The organism is Rahnella sp. NRRL B-41462, from assembly GCF_003263525.1.
GTDB classification, from domain to species: Bacteria; Pseudomonadota; Gammaproteobacteria; order Enterobacterales; family Enterobacteriaceae; genus Rahnella; species Rahnella aceris.
Map to the genome: position 1 here is coordinate 71,028 of NZ_JYDF01000052.1, position 15,205 is coordinate 86,232.

Sequence of the window (15,205 nt, forward strand, 5' to 3'; positions counted from 1 at the left end):
CTATGAGTAAGCGCAAATTCCGCAAGGCGTCACAGACAACAGTCACAGCAGCCGCCCAGCAGACCGGCGGGGCAGAAGCGTTCAGCTTTGGCGACCCAACGCCGGTGTTAGACCGCCGTGAAATCCTGGATTACATCGAATGCTCGGGTAACGGTCAGTGGTATGAGCCGCCGGTCAGCTTTGACGGACTGGCTCGCACGCTGCGCGCTGCGGTTCACCACAGTTCTTCGCTGTACGTTAAGCGTAATATTCTGGCCTCGACCTATGTCCCGCACCCGTTGCTATCACAGCAGGAGTTCAGCCGGTTTGCCCTGGATTACCTGGTGTTCGGGAATGCGTTCTTAGAAGTGATCCGCAACCAGCTCGGCGATGCCGTGGTGATGAAAACCGTGCCTGCAAAATATGCCCGCCGAGGGGTTGAGCCAGATACTTACTGGTTTGTGCAGCAGTGGAAGGACGCGCATCAGTTTGAAGCAGGCAGTGTGTTCCACCTGATTGAGCCAGACATTAATCAGGAGCTGTACGGCCTGCCGGAATATCTCAGCGCTCTGAACTCTGCCTGGCTGAATGAGGCTGCGACGCTGTTCCGCCGGAAGTATTACCAGAACGGCGCGCACGCCGGATACATTCTGTATATGACGGATGCGGCACAAAGCAGCTCTGACATCGATCAGATGCGTAAAGCGATGCGGGACACAAAAGGGCTGGGCAACTTCCGCAATCTGTTTATGTACGCACCCAACGGCAAACCGGATGGGATCAAGATTTTGCCGCTGAGTGAAGTTGCGACCAAGGACGATTTCTTTAATATTAAGAAAGCCAGCCAGAACGATTTGCTGTGCGCGCACCGTGTGCCGCCTCAGATGATGGGCATTATTCCGGAGAACAGCGGTGGGTTTGGGGATTCGGTAAAGGCGTCGCAGGTATTTGTAAGAAATGAGCTGACACCGTTGCAGGAGCGGTTTAAAGAATTGAATGCGTGGTTTGGGGAGGAGGTGATCAAGTTCACTTCTTACGAGCTTACGCCAGATTAAAACGGCAAAGTCATGTAATGCGGGGCGTTAATTATTGTTCATCGTCGCTCAGACATGAGCTAACAGTCTTATGTAGCAAGGTGCAGCTACTTACGAAAGCCGGCGAAGAGCGAAGAGAGGACGTTACACACTTATTATGGGAATTGAATTTTTTATGTGGTGATAATTTATAATTTCCCATGCACGCTGTTAATACCCATATTATTTTTCAATTTTCATTCTAATTAATATCGTGCATTGTTTTTTTTGGTTGCGTGACATACAAGATCTATATTTGAAAACTAATAAATTCGCATTATGTATGCCTAGAGTGAGAGTATTTAAAATGTGGAGTTTAATTGACAAAGCCCAACGTATTGAGCCTTGTGTTATGTTCAATTGTCCTGACTGATCCAGGCAATAATGTTTAATGTATTATCATAGCACCATCCAAAATCAACCATCTGTTAATTGAGGGATGATTTTTAGTATCAAATGTTTTACATCAAAATCATTAGTGGCAGGTACATCGAACTCATGATCGGCCCAATATTTTTTGCATAGATTTTCGAAAATAATATGGACGCATGAGGACACATCATTTGTGCCAAAAAGTTCTATATTTTCCTCCAGAGACAAACTGTTATTGAGCGATCTGGGAGTTAATTCTTTTGACATTTCTTTCGCATAACCACCTAAACCTCCAATCAAATAACGTGGTATTTTGTGCCGCAGCGCAAGATTCATTTCCTCAGCAACACCTGGAATTATGCCATCTCTATCATGCATCTTACCGCCAACAGAAACCATTAAGTTTTGTGATGCAATCAAAACATTTCTCATGGCGGTTAAACTTTTGTTTCTAACTTCCAAATTAGATACATCTCCCTTGCCAATTTTTTTCGTAACTATTATTTCGGCAATATCTCTCATCGCTTGGATTTCTTCATGGGTATAACCGGAAAACCATAAATCGGACATTACCAAGGTGATTGGAGGTGTGCTCGCTTTGATAGCGTGCAAACGCGCCTGCCTTAGAATTATTGGGGTAAAGCTGGGGTGGCTACCATGGATTACACGGCCTCCATACTTAAATATTAATCCACTAAACAGTGCTACAAACTCGAGGATTCCGCGATCCATAGCAGGCTCGGACCACTTTTCTCGTTCTGGAATAGCCCCTGATAGACCAACAGCCAAGCCATCAAGTGATACATTAAGTTTACTTTTGATAGTTGAGGTTATACTCATGAGTCCCCCAATTTAGTGAAGTTAGATGCTAAGAGTGCAGATATCTCCTGATGATGTAAAACTATCATCTCATTATCAAGCCATTCAGCAAGATCATCATCTGCTAACAACTCGCCATCATAAATGAAGAGGGAATGGTTAGCGCGGGGTTGATTAACCAGAAACTCCTTGAAACGGCTGAATGATGGGGGATAAATTTTTGAATAAATTGAACAGTGGCTATGAACTGTTGTGATTATTCTTGGAGTATATTGCTGTTGTGACTTGTATATTGAAAGTGCTTGATCTAATGCATTCCAATCATAACCGGCAGAAATGAAATTTTGTTTTACCAGAAAAGGAACGCGGCATTTCCTGACGAATATATCGCATAAATATGTTTCTAATTCTAAAGTGATTTTATCAAGATCTGCCGATGACAACGCTGTCTTACTTGGATTATCAGTGATAGGCATTTCAAGCCATCGCTGTAAACTTAACAATGTTCGGAAGCGTGGTCCTTTTGTTGAATCAGATTGTGGCCTAAATACAACTGGAAGAATAGGTATTAACATTCCATCAGCAATATTAATCTCTTGCTTAATCCATTTAGAAGTCGATGATTCTGGTGTATCAATAAGAAGTAATAGGCTTGCATTATCCAAAGCCTTTTCAATTTCTTCTTGAACCTTTTCACCCGGCAAAATTTTCGTATATCCATCGACCTCTTTAGCTTCATCAAGCCAAGGTTTATGCCCCAAATCTAATAGGTGTTTATAAATACTACAAGCCAAGTCTTTACCATCTAAAGCCCTGTACGAAATAAATATTTTGGTATCTCTTCCTTGAAGGCGTAATCCTAACATGGCACCAGCACGATAAATAAGGCTCTTTTGTGAACTGTTAATATCAGCCTCATCAAATGGTAATGCTTTAAATTTAGAAAGAGCTTTAGGTGGAACAGGGTAGGCAATATTTAGGGCTACGGGAAGTATCAATGCCGTATCTGTTCGCTTATTTAAAAAATCATTGACAAATTCATCAGCCTGGTCAGAGAATGAGTTTTCATCATAAAGAGTAATTAATAAATCATTCCATTCTTCATCACCTGGCCATGTATTTTTATTTGAATCTAACATTAACTCTACCGATACATGGTTCTTAAATTCCTTGAGCATGTTAATTTTAATTTTTTCAGCCACTACTTTACAAGTTATATTATGCAAAATTACGATCATATTTCTTGCCTATGCTGTGTGAACAACCAGATATTATTACTACCAATGAGTTAAATTAATATTACTCATCAGCACCCATAATTTCTCTTTCACTGTAAATGCTTAAAGTATTAAGTTGTTTTTTTAATGTTATAATCATTAATGTTACTACCGATTTTTAAAGATTTTTCTATATAAAATTCAGGATTAGAAATGAAGTCGCACCATTTTACTGAGTAAATATATGAAGAATTCCCTGAGTATACCTTTGAACTTTCAGCATGATGTATGCATCCAGTGTATTCAGGTTTTTTTATATTAAACATATTCGCTTTCATGATATCAAATAAATTATTTGTTTTTAATGTCCTGCACTTACAATGCGGGCAGGAGTCATCAACAATATAATAATTGTAATACCCAGACTCATCAGGTAGAACTATCGCGAGAAGTGCATTAGGTAAAGACGTCCTATCATTTAGATGTTTCTTTCTTAGTGAATAAGATATTTCCCATGGTATCCACTGGTCAGATTCTGAAATAGAATTATCAATCATTTCCTTAGATACCATAATGATAGTCAGTGAACTGTCAAATATTTTCTCACCTAATTTAGTTTGAATGGTGTCATCTTTGAACTGGCTTAAATCGGCGTCATCTACTTCTCCTTTATTAATATTTTCTTTATCTTTTAACAAATCTTGAAGCGCATCTACATACGTGCGTACTGTTGTTTTTTCGTTATTGATCATGAGAACTTTATCGTCTGCATACTTATATGTAACGAATATTTTACGACCCATATTTAAATCCTCTCAATATATGTACCCCATGTCGAGATACAGAAGAAAGACTGACATAAATCTGATGGGTAGATTTACCCTTAGCTAGCAACCACTACATGTGGATAGTAAGCGAAAAAATTGCTTTTGTCTTTTGGATACTTTGCCCATGTACATGCCTTACAAATTTTTTGCCTTGAGTTTTAACTAATCAGTATTGATAGTCCAAGTTTTCTCGCAGTTTGTGAAATCGTGTTGCCAGCTTCTTAAACTGACTGTCAGAGCTGATTGCCTCAGCGCGCCGCAGGCTGCGCCATTTTCACCGCGCTGCACCTCTGCGCGCGCAATGTTACCCGCCTGCCCGCTTCTGACTTAACTCACCGTTTTTAATGCATGACTAAGATCGCCGCAAAGTAAGGTGAAAGGGGCGATCAGGTGTTTTTTGATCCTCTAGGTAGCATGCAAAACCATGCGCATAATGCATGCAGGGCTCAGCCATACGACCGCGCTCGATACACATCATTTGTATTAGCTCAGACTTGACCTCACACAACTACGGCACAGAGCCAAAGCGGATATGACAGGCAGCTCTGTGCCCAGACTGTGTGAAAAGCGGACGTCACTAATGTCAATATTGGTTAATTAACGGGGAGCAGATCAGGCCCCCCGTTATTGATTATTGTTTGATGGCGTTTTCTATCCAAGTCGCCAAGTTGTTCTTGATATCGGTATAAGCGTCATTAAAGCTTGGTTCATATACAAGCGGCTTAATGACTTTGTCGCCTCGCTTGAAGGTCATTTGGTCGAAAGGATTCGCCCCCTTTGTCCCGTAGCCGTGACGGGGACAATTCAGTCGATGGATATAAACACCTACCACGGGCTTACCCTCTTCCCAAGCTCTCTGGATCTCGTACTTGACCCATGGACGATTGGCCGTTTGACTGCCGATCAGTACTACTAGACAGGATTTACCGTTTAGATTCTGGTTAATCCAATCCTTCACTCCCTGTTCGGTTCGCTTAATTTGTTCCCAAGTATTAGGACTGACAGGTTCGTCACCCTCCAGTAACCCCATGTTTCGAATCTGCTGTACCCGCATAACATCGTTATCAAAGTGAAAGCTGTAAAAGACCTTACGTTTCATATCTAACCTCCAAGTTTCTTTAAAATTGTTAGAACCTTCTTTTCGATCTTTGCCCGGTCAGTAGAGAGGTCTGCAAGCTGAGCTACTTCAGTTTCCAACCAAGGATACTGAGCAAAATTTTTACCTGGATCCGCCAATATCTCGTCTGCCAGTTCCTTGGCCATATAACCAGTGATGCCAAGCGGGAGCACGGCCACCCCAGAATCCTGAGCAATTTGAAACTCCTTACGCACCCCATCGGCATTGATGATTTGGCCATCATGGAGCTTGTTCCCGAAAATAAACAAAGCGATACCAGAAAGACCGATCATGCGTTGCCGATACTCATCCCACAATTCGGCCAACTCTTTGCCGTTTGATGGATGCTGTGGGAATGGTCGCATGATGAGTTGATCCTCGGAGTACTTTTCAGGCTTGGCATAGATGGCATCAAGAGCTCCGTTGATGACGGCACTGCCAATACCCCATCCAAACCCATTGACAACTCGATAGCCGGCCTTCACCAAGGATGCCGAGAGGGAGTGTACAAAGTTCAATGCTTCCTGCTTGTCCCAAGCTCCGTACTCTTCTGCGCTTCCGGAGATAAAAATGGTCTTCTTGAGGAAGCGGCTCTCAATCTCCTTCAATATGACCGGAATATCCTCGTACTCGTCGACCAGCACTGCCTGAATGCCAAACCGGAGCAAATCGCGAATATGATGCTCTTGCCGACGCTGCCTATACATTGCGCTGGCTTCGTCTTCCTTGCCTTGCTGCCTAGCAGTCTCCTTGCGAAGGAAGCAGTAATGAGTGCGTCGATGCTTGTCCGGTACATGCAAACGACTCAATATGTAATCAAGATTGGGATCAGTGAAGCTAAAGCCAATGAATAAGAATGTTTTGGAAATCAGGTCTCCACTCAATGCAGTTACAAAACCCTCGTGGGTCTTGTAGTACTGCTCATACTGCGCTTTGTAGAGTACTGCTGCCCCTGGCGAATCCACATCACCGTGCATTTTGTAAACGACAGCGTCTCGTTTAGGACGAGTGGTGACAAGGTCATCGGTCTTACGCTTGATATCTGCGACGCGGTAGTTCTCTTTGAGACTGTCCTCGATCAAAGTGTCATAGTTGGTTGTCCAATATGTTCTGATTGGAAGCCGTGCGAGGATTTTATGGGCTTCGGACGGTTCCGCCTGCTCCGAAAATTCCTCCAGAATTTTTCTTGCTAGACCGGTTGAGCTGTTCTTCTTGTTGACATGGTATTGCGCAACAGAAATTAAGTCGTGCTCTAGCTCAACAGATAGACCCAGTTCCTCTGCGATTTCACGTAGCAGCTCGCTCCAATTAACGAAGCCGCTAGTTCTAGATAGGCCCGCACCGGCAAAAACGGCAGCGGCCCCTTCTTCGAGATCCTTCACATAAGTTCTGATGAAAGCTTCGACTTCAGCTGAAAACTGAACACTCATATTTTTAAACGACCCTGTTAAAAGACAACCATCTGACATGGCTACTTAGCACCCCAAACGAACACTAGACATTCGATAACACCATTTATACGCAGTGCTATGGCTTCCAAATGGATTCGTTACGACTAGGATCAATACCTATCTAGATAGGTGATAGCTACTGCATGCATCTATACCCACATATTATGTAAGTTTTTTGGGTGTTGTTTTCAAGTGCAATGATCAGATAGGTGGTGGAAAACGACTTTTTTCCTAGCCATTTTTCATTGCTGGTAGATAAGTATCAACGTCCGCTTCACGCCCTGAGACATTCGACAAGCTTTTTATGGCTTCAGTAAGGGCGAGTGTCGCGCTTCAAGAGCCAGCAAATACTTCGCTTCATCGTACTGGGTTCTGGTCTTCCAGCAGCGGTAAATGATCCTTATCCATTTGAAGGCCAGAGCCGCTCAATCCAGACTGTCAGATTTGATGATGTTTTACCTCGGATCAAGTCTGAACTAATACACATCATTCAAACTCAGCCCAATCCAGCATCGGTTCAAAACTCATAACCAGATTACCAAAGCTGATTTCCGCTCCACGGCTCAGCGCTTCCAATTCCCAGCGATCAGCCGTTATGTTGTGTTTCATCAATTCGCTTTCGATTTCCGGCAATCGCGCCCGTTCTTCTCCCGTCAATCTTGCCGATGGGGCAACATCACGGCCTTTTGTCGGATCGAAACTGCGCTGTGCACTGCTGACTCTCGGCGTTTCCTCGCGTATACGTGCCACAATAGCCTTCATGGCGGCAGTGTCGGCCCAGTCAATTACCATTTGGTTGGCAGAAATAAACGCTGTAGCGACGCTCCCAGCCTGGCTATCTCGCCCATTTGCGGCGGCTTTCTTTCCACCTAACCCACAGTTATTGACAGGACTCCGAGGCGCGCCGGAGGCGCTTTTTGCGGTCAAAACCTCAGGGGCAACGGCAGAAGCAACGATCCGCCATTGAGTGGTACGCGTTTCATATACATGAGATTCGCCCAAGTGGGGCGCGAAAATTCCCACAACCTTTTTCACCTCTTCATCGTAGGCATTCAGTTCATTAGCAACGCGACGTGCTACGCGCACCGTCTGATCTTCACGCGGTACATTAGCTCCGCCTTGTGCAGTCATGTACGCCATAAAGTCACCGATATCAGCAGCAGCTCGAACGGCTTCGACTTCTTCGTCAAAGGTTTCCGTCAGACTGATGGAACGGATGCGGCGGCACTCACGGTAGGAACCCATGGTAGGTAGGCCGATTGGGTGAAACTGCGGAATACGCCAGGTAGCAGCCCAGGCAGTAACGGCGGCAGCGGAGTCTGTCAGCAACTCGCCAGTCTCGTGGTCGCGTTCGCCTTCCAGTGCGTAACCGTCGATGTTCTTTGCAATGTATTTGGCGATGTAGCCAGCCGCGCCGCCACGGTTCAGGTGTTTACAGTCAAAACGGTTTTTAGCTGCGCCGCGTTCGTCACCGTCTTCTTTCATGGCGTATTTGCGCATGATATCGATCACCCGCTGACGCATGGCGGGCTTTGTGAATAACATCATGTGCCAGTGCGGGGTCGCGTCGTGGTGAGGCTCTACTACGCGCATCCCATAAACGGACAGGCCACTGTCTTTGAACGCGGTGCGCATTTTGCTCCAGATCCCGCAAAGATAACGCTGTGCATCTTTCGGCGTGTAGGCCTCTTTGTCCCAGGAATGATTTCGCTGAACGCGCTTGTTATCACCTTTACCAACCATGCGGGTCGGATGAAATTTAGAAGGGGTGGTGATTGTCAGAAACATCCCGACGTCACCATTCGCGGCAGCATATTTTTCGGTGCCGGCAATAGTGCTCATCAGCTCCATGCGGCGGATTTCAGGATTTGAAATACTCGCCATCACTTTGTCGATCAGACTGATGCGTTCACCGGTTTCGACATTCTCCAGGTCACGGCTTTTTAGATAATCCAGATTCGACAGACGGCGGGAGCGAACTTCACGGATAGCCTGCTTACTGGCATAGGGGGAGGCGTCACGGTTAACCTTGCCGATTGCAATAAGTAAAGACTCACGCCAGCGGGTACGCTGGCCTTTCAACTGACTTAACCACCAGTCAGGATTGACCAGACGTGACATGCCAGCGATGGCAGACGTTGCATCCAGTTTGCCTTTACTGAATTTTGTCCAATACATCGGGCTAACGTTGAAGGCTCGCGACATTCCTGCAATATCACGATACAGCGCGCACTGCGTATCAGACTGAAGAAGTACTGCGTAATCTCCACCATTTTCAGCCAATAGTTGATCACAACGGTCTTCATAAATGGCCTTCAATTGTCCTGCAATATTCTGTGTGAAACGACGTAGTGGTTTGTCGCTCATGCCTGGTAACTGGTGATAAACATCGGCCTCGGAGATGAATTTCATGGAAGCATTGATATTCATTGCATGGGCTTTATTAACTGCATCGACACGCGGCAGAATGCTGCGCCCAAGGGTATAAACCAGATATTTATTAGCCGCGTGGATGCCCTGAGTTTTGAGCAGGTACTTATGGCGGCCAGTGAAAATTTCTTGCAGGTCTTTCGAGAGGGTTTTTACTTTGATTAAAACAGCTTGCCCCTGATCGTATTCATCACGGGTAAGCGGTCTCGGCCTTTCTTGGGGGACGATTGGGGCGAGGGGTTTATTCCAGGGGAACGCCCAAACATCGGGCGTTCCAGTCGAAGGAGTAAAGCGACTATTCTGCATTACATACCGTCTTTGATATCAATGATCAGATAGCCAGCATTGATGCCAGCCAGAATGAGCAATGCCATTGAGAGCAAAATCATTTACTCTCTCGGTAATGCTTAGCGTTTAGCTCACTGATTTCCTTGCAATAGACACACAGCTCAACGCCAGGCAGAGCTGCGCGGCGTTCTTCAGGAATAGGGCGGTCACAGTCGAGGCAATACATGGAGGAAACGCCCGTAGTGCTTATGCGGGCAGCTTGAATTTGTGACTCTAAGATCAGCTCCGCTCGTTCTTGGGCAGCGTCAATAACATCAGCCATTAATGAAATTCTCCCGCTTCGTTTTGGATGCGGGTAGCCTCAACGCGTAAAGCTTCGGCGGCTTCAGTGCCGGTCATTGCCTGCTTGACGATGAAACATGCGATAGCCTCAAGACGTGCAGCGAATACGGCTGCACGATTTAAACGTTCGTCAGAACGGGCTTCATTTATGATTTCTTCCATTATCCAATCCTGTTTTTGGGCAAAAGAATGCCCGGCGGGTTGAACGCCAATTAAATTTCAGATGTATTAATGTTCTATGTTGAGAACTGAGTCGGTTTCACTAATAAAGGCCGGAAGCGCGTTGCCAAACTCAATGAGTGAGTTAAGTGCTTCAATGACCTTTATTCTTTCACTGTGTGCCAATTCAAAGAAACGCATATTAATATGGCGACTCTTCAACCCAGCATGAAAGCAGATCAATTTGCGCATGGTAGGCGTACTTTCATCAAACGTTTCCTGCGCAATATTTTTCTGGCTGGTCAGCATTTTTCGGATCCCGATAATATGCTGAAAACAGGCCTCTCTTTTTTCCTTCGGGATATTTTCCGAATAGCTCAATGTTTGCGATTGCATAGACACCTCAACCAAATAAGCGTTTGTAGAAGGGCTTCCGGCTCGAAACGGTTGAACACATTTGCGGTTTAGCTGGATTCCATCGTTTGCCACCTGGTAGTTCAATCCAGCCGTGTCCAAAACTGCGGGAAGGGCTTTGTCTTTTCAGTAGTGGTGCAATTGAGATAACCATTTTCCCCTCCTTAACGTGGCTCGCCCAAGCCCAACCACATCAGCCAGCCGTCGCGGATCTCTCTTGGGCGTTTTTCAAACGCTAGCTTCATACCTGCGTTCCAGGCAGGCAGGTATACCCAAGTTTCACCGCGTGCGGTTGGATTCTCTGGGTTGCGCATTTCAATGATGGGCAGCTTTCCCGCCTCGATCATCGACTTAACAGCAACAGGTGTTTTGCCGATTGCCTTGGCAAATTCTGTGTAGGGAAGGGCATCCGACACACTTACGATTTGTTTGCTCATCTGCTAACCTTTCTCGAGATCTCGACAACTGCTTATAGCCGCTTAGCGACGCTTACAGATGTTTAGATTATGTTGAATCAAAATAACGTTTACATCTAATTATTAGAGGATCTTGAAAACATGTCAAGCTCAATAGCTGAGAAGATAGGGCTCATGAGGGAATCTGAGAGGATTAACCGGAGGCAATTCGCTGAGTTGACAGGCGTTCCATATAGCTCTTTGACCTACTACGAGAGTGGCAGATCCGTGCCGCCGACGGATGTGACTATGAAAATTTTGGCTCACCCAAAGTTCACAAAATACACAATGTGGTTCATGACTGATCAAATTTCCCCTGAAGCCGGACAGATCGCGCCGGTTCTCGCACACTTTGGGCAGGGCGAAACAACGTCGTCCCACTCCGACAAAAAGACTGGTTAACGTTACATTTCGACTTTTTACGTTTTATAGAATCACAGAGTCTTTGCAGTACCCACGATTCCGGAGGGCTTCAATATGTCGATTAAGAAGCTCGATGATGGTCGTTATGAAGTGGACATCAGACCGCAGGGGCGCAACGGAAAGCGCTTCCGGCGTAGGTTCGACAAGAAACATGAAGCAGCCGCCTACGAAAAATATGTAGCGGTGAATTATCACGACAAAGAATGGCTATCTAAACCAGCAGACAAGCGGCCGTTATCCGAGTTGATAGAACTGTGGTGGCTCTATCACGGGCAGAACGTGAAACACGGCAAGCTCGACAAAGCCAAACTGGAATTCATCTGCAACCTGATGGATGACCCGTGTTCTTTCCAAATTGACAGCCTGGCTATTACAAAATTTAAGTCTTTGAGATTGGCGAAGGGCGTTAAGGCAACGACGGTAAACCGCAATTTGATGTTGCTGAGTGGTCTGTTTACTTACCTGAATGAAGCAGGTTTATTCCACGCTGAAAATCCGTTGCATGGCGTAACGTTGCTAAAAGGGCAGCTATCATCCATGACTTTTATGTCTGCTGATGAAATTGAGAAGTTGCTGTCTGTTTTGGAAGGGGACAATAAGAGGATTGCGATCCTGAGCTTGAGTACAGGAGGCCGTTGGGGAGAAATAAGCAGTTTGAAGGTTGAGAACGTCATTAATAACCGAGTGACTTTTCTCAATACCAAAAACGGCAGACCCAGAACAGTCCCGATCTCAGACGAGGTATGTAAGGCAGTCAAAAATCAGAAGTCTGGATTACTTTTTCCTGGTGCTGATTATTTGACCTTCCGGCTGCTATTGAAATCGGTGAAGCCAGACTTACCGAAAGGGCAATCATTGCATGTGCTGCGACATACGTTTGCGACACATTTCATGATGAACGGCGGGAACATAATCACCCTGCAAAGAATTCTCGGACACGCGAATATTAACCAAACAATGGTCTATGCTCACTTCGCTCCGGACTTCCTGCAGGACGCGATTTCCTTCAATCCACTGAGGGGAAAAGCGGGGCTGGAGTGTCCACATAGTGTCCACACCTAAGCATCTTTGTAGGGCTTGTAGCTGCTTACACCACATATAACTCATTGATTTATGGTGATCGCGTTGTAAGTACAGGAAAAATAAATGATAAAAAAGGCACATTTTTGTGCCTTTTGTTTTTTGAATTTCTGTAGAGTAGGGCGGCTTGTTATTGCGGGTCGCCGTTCAGCAAGGCGGAGACGCCCTGACGGTAGCGCTGTTCCAGTGTTTCGCGGCTGGTGGCGTCAACTTCGAGGTTGCGCAGACGTCCGTCCAGAATGCCGTAAACCCAGCCGTGCAGCGTGACTTTCTGGCCGCGTTTCCAGGCCGATTGCATCACGGTGGAGTGGCCGAGGTTGTAAACTTGCTCTACCACGTTCAGTTCACATAACTTATCGAGGCGCTTCTCTGGCGACAGTTCGCCCAGCAGGGAACTGTGTTTGTACCAGATGTCCCGGATATGCAACAACCAGTTATTAATCAAACCCAGTTCAGGGTTTTCAACCGCCGACTGCACACCGCCACAGCCGTAGTGACCGCAGATAATCACGTGTTCGACTTCCAGCACGTCGATAGCATATTGCACAACGGACAGGCAGTTAAGGTCGGTGTGGATGACCAGGTTGGCAACGTTACGGTGAACGAACAGTTCGCCTGGCTCAAGCCCTGTCAGGCGCTCGGCGGGAACACGGCTGTCAGAACAGCCAATCCACAGAAAGCGGGGTTTTTGAGATTGGGAAAGCCGCTCAAAGAAACCAGGATCTTCATCAATCATGGTTTTGGACCAGGCTGCGTTATTACTGATGAGTCTTTCTATGTCATTCATTGATGTTAATAGCCTGTGTTACGAGCTGACTGCGATGGAGTAATATAGGGCAATGCCCCGACTTTTCAAACTGATTCGGCATCTCCGTTTACTCATTCTTACAACAGGGTTTTCACAAGAAGGTACGCTCCCTTTATGAATTATGCATTGGAACTGGAAAAGTTAACCAAAACTTACGCCGGTGGTGTACAGGCTTTGCGTGGAATCGATCTGCGCGTCGAAGCTGGCGATTTTTATGCCCTGCTTGGGCCAAACGGTGCGGGTAAATCCACCACCATTGGCATCATCAGTTCACTGGTCAACAAAACCGCCGGCAAAGTGCAGGTGTTTGGCTATGACATCGATAAAGATATCGTCAACGCTAAACGTCAGCTCGGGCTGGTGCCGCAGGAATTTAACTTCAACCCGTTTGAAACCGTCATGCAGGTGGTGGTTAATCAGGCCGGTTATTACGGCGTGCCACGTCCGCTGGCATTGCAACGTGCTGAAAAATATCTGACGCAGTTGGATCTCTGGGGCAAACGCAACGAGCGTTCGCGCATGCTGTCCGGCGGGATGAAGCGTCGTCTGATGATCGCCCGTGCGCTGATGCACGAGCCAAAATTGCTGATCCTCGATGAGCCAACGGCGGGTGTGGATATCGAATTACGTCGCTCAATGTGGGGTTTCCTGAAAGAGCTGAACGCACAGGGCACGACCATCATTCTGACCACGCACTATCTGGAAGAAGCGGAAATGCTGTGCCGTAACATCGGTATTATTCAGGGCGGTCAGTTGGTGGAAAACACCAGCATGAAGGAACTGCTCTCGAAGCTGAAATCTGAAACTTTCATTCTGGATTTAGGGGCGAAAAGCCCGCTGCCGGTGCTGGAAGGTTATCGCAGTAAGCTGACGGATACGTCAACGCTGGAAGTGGAAGTCATGCGCGAGCAGGGACTGAATTCCCTGTTCAGCCAGCTGAGCAAGCAGGGCGTGCAGGTATTGAGTATGCGTAACAAGGCGAACCGTCTGGAAGAGCTGTTTGTCACGCTGGTGAACGGCAGCGAGGAAAAGAAATAATGTCGCAATTGTATTGGGTGGCACTCAAAAGTATCTGGCTGAAAGAGATCAACCGGTTTGGTCGCATCTGGATCCAAACGCTGGTTCCTCCGGTCATCACCATGACCTTATATTTCATCATCTTTGGTAATCTGATCGGCGCACAGATTGGCAACATGCACGGTTTCACCTACATGCAGTTTATCGTGCCGGGGCTTATCATGATGGCGGTGATCACTAACTCCTACGCCAACGTGGCCTCGTCGTTCTTCAGCGCCAAATTCCAGCGCAATATTGAAGAACTGCTGGTGGCTCCGGTGCCGACGCATGTCGTTATTGCCGGTTATGTCGGCGGCGGCGTGGCGCGCGGGATCTGCGTGGGGATCCTGGTCACGGCGATCTCGTTGTTCTTCGTGCCGCTGGTGATCCATTCCTGGTGGATCATTGCGCTGACACTGTTACTGACCGCGATCCTGTTTTCTCTGGGCGGTCTGCTGAACGCCGTGTTTGCAACAACGTTTGATGACATCAGCCTGATCCCGACCTTTGTGCTGACCCCGCTGACTTATCTGGGTGGCGTGTTTTACTCGCTTTCCCTGTTGCCGCCAATCTGGCAGGCGATCTCTAAGCTGAACCCGATCGTCTACATGATCAGCGGTTTCCGCTACGGTTTCCTGGGGATTTCAGACGTGCCGCTGGTGTTTACCATGAGCGTGCTGGTGGCATTTATCGCGGTGTTTTATTGGCTGGCGTGGTACTTGATCGAGCGCGGGCGTGGTCTGAGAAGTTGATTTTTCTGTGCTCCCTCCCCTGCGAAGGGGAGGGGCTGGGGTGGGGTATCAAGGTCAAAAACTAAATTCAAAGTGTGCTTTAACTCATTGCTTTGTATTTAAAACCCCCTCCCATCCTTCCCCTTCGCAGGGGAAGGCTTTTT

General features: G+C 46.6%; 17 protein-coding genes. 5 read left to right on the forward strand and 12 right to left on the reverse strand.

Annotated features, from left to right (window positions below; genetic code table 11):
- The first annotated feature begins 2 nt into the window (after nt 1–2).
- Nucleotides 3–1,034 carry a phage portal protein gene (locus tag UC14_RS14000; protein WP_112197912.1) on the forward strand — a complete coding sequence of 344 codons (1,032 nt, stop codon included), beginning with the start codon at nt 3–5 and terminating at the stop codon, nt 1,032–1,034.
- A gap of 435 nt (nt 1,035–1,469) precedes the next feature.
- Here the strand turns inward: UC14_RS14000 and UC14_RS14005 are convergent, their stop codons facing one another.
- The 11 genes from UC14_RS14005 to UC14_RS14055 all read right to left on the reverse strand — a co-directional run bounded on the left by UC14_RS14005 (nt 1,470) and on the right by UC14_RS14055 (nt 10,925).
- Nucleotides 1,470–2,264 carry a hypothetical protein gene (locus tag UC14_RS14005; protein ID WP_112197913.1) on the reverse strand — a complete coding sequence of 265 codons (795 nt, stop codon included), beginning with the start codon at nt 2,262–2,264 and terminating at the stop codon, nt 1,470–1,472.
- Nucleotides 2,261–3,481, reverse strand: coding sequence for a toll/interleukin-1 receptor domain-containing protein (locus tag UC14_RS14010; RefSeq protein ID WP_112197914.1), 1,221 nt, complete (start codon nt 3,479–3,481; stop codon nt 2,261–2,263). The genes UC14_RS14005 and UC14_RS14010 overlap by 4 nt, the downstream gene beginning before the upstream one ends.
- A 110-nt stretch (nt 3,482–3,591) precedes the next feature.
- The gene (locus UC14_RS14015) at nt 3,592–4,263 is read right to left on the reverse strand and encodes a TIR domain-containing protein (RefSeq protein WP_112197915.1); all 672 of its coding nucleotides are present in this window, start codon (nt 4,261–4,263) and stop codon (nt 3,592–3,594) included.
- 655 nt (nt 4,264–4,918) lie between these two features.
- Entirely contained in the window at nt 4,919–5,386 is a 468-nt protein-coding gene (locus tag UC14_RS14020) for a TIR domain-containing protein (RefSeq protein ID WP_112197916.1), read from the reverse strand.
- A 2-nt stretch (nt 5,387–5,388) separates the two neighbouring features.
- Nucleotides 5,389–6,834: an SIR2 family protein gene (locus UC14_RS14025; RefSeq protein WP_112197917.1), complete on the reverse strand. Its 1,446-nt coding sequence runs from the start codon at nt 6,832–6,834 to the stop codon at nt 5,389–5,391.
- Nucleotides 6,835–7,341: 507 nt separating this feature from the next.
- Nucleotides 7,342–9,591, reverse strand: coding sequence for a replication endonuclease (locus UC14_RS14030; RefSeq protein WP_112197918.1), 2,250 nt, complete (start codon nt 9,589–9,591; stop codon nt 7,342–7,344).
- 79 nt (nt 9,592–9,670) lie between these two features.
- Entirely contained in the window at nt 9,671–9,895 is a 225-nt protein-coding gene (locus tag UC14_RS14035; RefSeq protein WP_112197919.1) for a TraR/DksA family transcriptional regulator, read from the reverse strand.
- A complete protein-coding gene (locus UC14_RS14040) occupies nt 9,895–10,077 on the reverse strand; it encodes a DUF2732 family protein (RefSeq protein WP_112150949.1) in 183 nt (60 codons plus the stop codon). Before UC14_RS14040 ends, UC14_RS14035 begins: the two co-directional genes overlap by 1 nt.
- A 66-nt stretch (nt 10,078–10,143) precedes the next feature.
- Nucleotides 10,144–10,470 carry a hypothetical protein gene (locus UC14_RS14045; RefSeq protein ID WP_232829689.1) on the reverse strand — a complete coding sequence of 109 codons (327 nt, stop codon included), beginning with the start codon at nt 10,468–10,470 and terminating at the stop codon, nt 10,144–10,146.
- A 7-nt stretch (nt 10,471–10,477) separates the two neighbouring features.
- The gene (locus UC14_RS14050; RefSeq protein WP_015690412.1) at nt 10,478–10,642 is read right to left on the reverse strand and encodes a phage filamentation protein Fil family protein; all 165 of its coding nucleotides are present in this window, start codon (nt 10,640–10,642) and stop codon (nt 10,478–10,480) included.
- 10 nt (nt 10,643–10,652) lie between these two features.
- Nucleotides 10,653–10,925: a Cox family DNA-binding protein gene (locus UC14_RS14055; protein WP_015690411.1), complete on the reverse strand. Its 273-nt coding sequence runs from the start codon at nt 10,923–10,925 to the stop codon at nt 10,653–10,655.
- Between the two features lie 120 nt (nt 10,926–11,045).
- Here UC14_RS14055 and UC14_RS14060 point away from each other — a divergent pair, with 120 nt between their 5' ends.
- Nucleotides 11,046–11,345: a helix-turn-helix transcriptional regulator gene (locus UC14_RS14060; protein WP_015690410.1), complete on the forward strand. Its 300-nt coding sequence runs from the start codon at nt 11,046–11,048 to the stop codon at nt 11,343–11,345.
- A 75-nt stretch (nt 11,346–11,420) separates the two neighbouring features.
- Complete coding sequence (locus UC14_RS14065; protein WP_112197920.1) at nt 11,421–12,428, forward strand: tyrosine-type recombinase/integrase; 1,008 nt, start codon at nt 11,421–11,423, stop codon at nt 12,426–12,428.
- Between the two features lie 148 nt (nt 12,429–12,576).
- Here the strand turns inward: UC14_RS14065 and can are convergent, their stop codons facing one another.
- Nucleotides 12,577–13,233 carry a carbonate dehydratase gene (can, locus tag UC14_RS14070; protein WP_013576954.1) on the reverse strand — a complete coding sequence of 219 codons (657 nt, stop codon included), beginning with the start codon at nt 13,231–13,233 and terminating at the stop codon, nt 12,577–12,579.
- Nucleotides 13,234–13,368: 135 nt separating this feature from the next.
- Between can and UC14_RS14075 the strand changes: the two genes are divergently transcribed.
- Both UC14_RS14075 and UC14_RS14080 read left to right on the forward strand, forming a co-directional pair.
- Entirely contained in the window at nt 13,369–14,292 is a 924-nt protein-coding gene (locus UC14_RS14075) for an ABC transporter ATP-binding protein (RefSeq protein ID WP_013576953.1), read from the forward strand.
- Nucleotides 14,292–15,062, forward strand: a complete 771-nt coding sequence (locus UC14_RS14080) for an ABC transporter permease (protein ID WP_013576952.1) — start codon at nt 14,292–14,294, stop codon at nt 15,060–15,062. The genes UC14_RS14075 and UC14_RS14080 overlap by 1 nt, the downstream gene beginning before the upstream one ends.
- Nucleotides 15,063–15,205 lie beyond the last annotated feature (143 nt).

What these genes read in the sequence shown, in the direction of transcription:
- UC14_RS14000 (WP_112197912.1), top strand. Translation starts at nt 3, where the DNA reads ATGAGTAAGCGCAAATTCCGCAAGGCGTCACAGACAACAGTCACAGCA.
- UC14_RS14005 (WP_112197913.1), bottom strand. Translation starts at nt 2,264, where the DNA reads ATGAGTATAACCTCAACTATCAAAAGTAAACTTAATGTATCACTTGAT.
- UC14_RS14010 (WP_112197914.1), bottom strand. Translation starts at nt 3,481, where the DNA reads ATGATCGTAATTTTGCATAATATAACTTGTAAAGTAGTGGCTGAAAAA.
- UC14_RS14015 (WP_112197915.1), bottom strand. Translation starts at nt 4,263, where the DNA reads ATGGGTCGTAAAATATTCGTTACATATAAGTATGCAGACGATAAAGTT.
- UC14_RS14020 (WP_112197916.1), bottom strand. Translation starts at nt 5,386, where the DNA reads ATGAAACGTAAGGTCTTTTACAGCTTTCACTTTGATAACGATGTTATG.
- UC14_RS14025 (WP_112197917.1), bottom strand. Translation starts at nt 6,834, where the DNA reads ATGAGTGTTCAGTTTTCAGCTGAAGTCGAAGCTTTCATCAGAACTTAT.
- UC14_RS14030 (WP_112197918.1), bottom strand. Translation starts at nt 9,591, where the DNA reads ATGCAGAATAGTCGCTTTACTCCTTCGACTGGAACGCCCGATGTTTGG.
- UC14_RS14035 (WP_112197919.1), bottom strand. Translation starts at nt 9,895, where the DNA reads ATGGCTGATGTTATTGACGCTGCCCAAGAACGAGCGGAGCTGATCTTA.
- UC14_RS14040 (WP_112150949.1), bottom strand. Translation starts at nt 10,077, where the DNA reads ATGGAAGAAATCATAAATGAAGCCCGTTCTGACGAACGTTTAAATCGT.
- UC14_RS14045 (WP_232829689.1), bottom strand. Translation starts at nt 10,470, where the DNA reads ATGCAATCGCAAACATTGAGCTATTCGGAAAATATCCCGAAGGAAAAA.
- UC14_RS14050 (WP_015690412.1), bottom strand. Translation starts at nt 10,642, where the DNA reads ATGGTTATCTCAATTGCACCACTACTGAAAAGACAAAGCCCTTCCCGC.
- UC14_RS14055 (WP_015690411.1), bottom strand. Translation starts at nt 10,925, where the DNA reads ATGAGCAAACAAATCGTAAGTGTGTCGGATGCCCTTCCCTACACAGAA.
- UC14_RS14060 (WP_015690410.1), top strand. Translation starts at nt 11,046, where the DNA reads ATGTCAAGCTCAATAGCTGAGAAGATAGGGCTCATGAGGGAATCTGAG.
- UC14_RS14065 (WP_112197920.1), top strand. Translation starts at nt 11,421, where the DNA reads ATGTCGATTAAGAAGCTCGATGATGGTCGTTATGAAGTGGACATCAGA.
- can (WP_013576954.1), bottom strand. Translation starts at nt 13,233, where the DNA reads ATGAATGACATAGAAAGACTCATCAGTAATAACGCAGCCTGGTCCAAA.
- UC14_RS14075 (WP_013576953.1), top strand. Translation starts at nt 13,369, where the DNA reads ATGAATTATGCATTGGAACTGGAAAAGTTAACCAAAACTTACGCCGGT.
- UC14_RS14080 (WP_013576952.1), top strand. Translation starts at nt 14,292, where the DNA reads ATGTCGCAATTGTATTGGGTGGCACTCAAAAGTATCTGGCTGAAAGAG.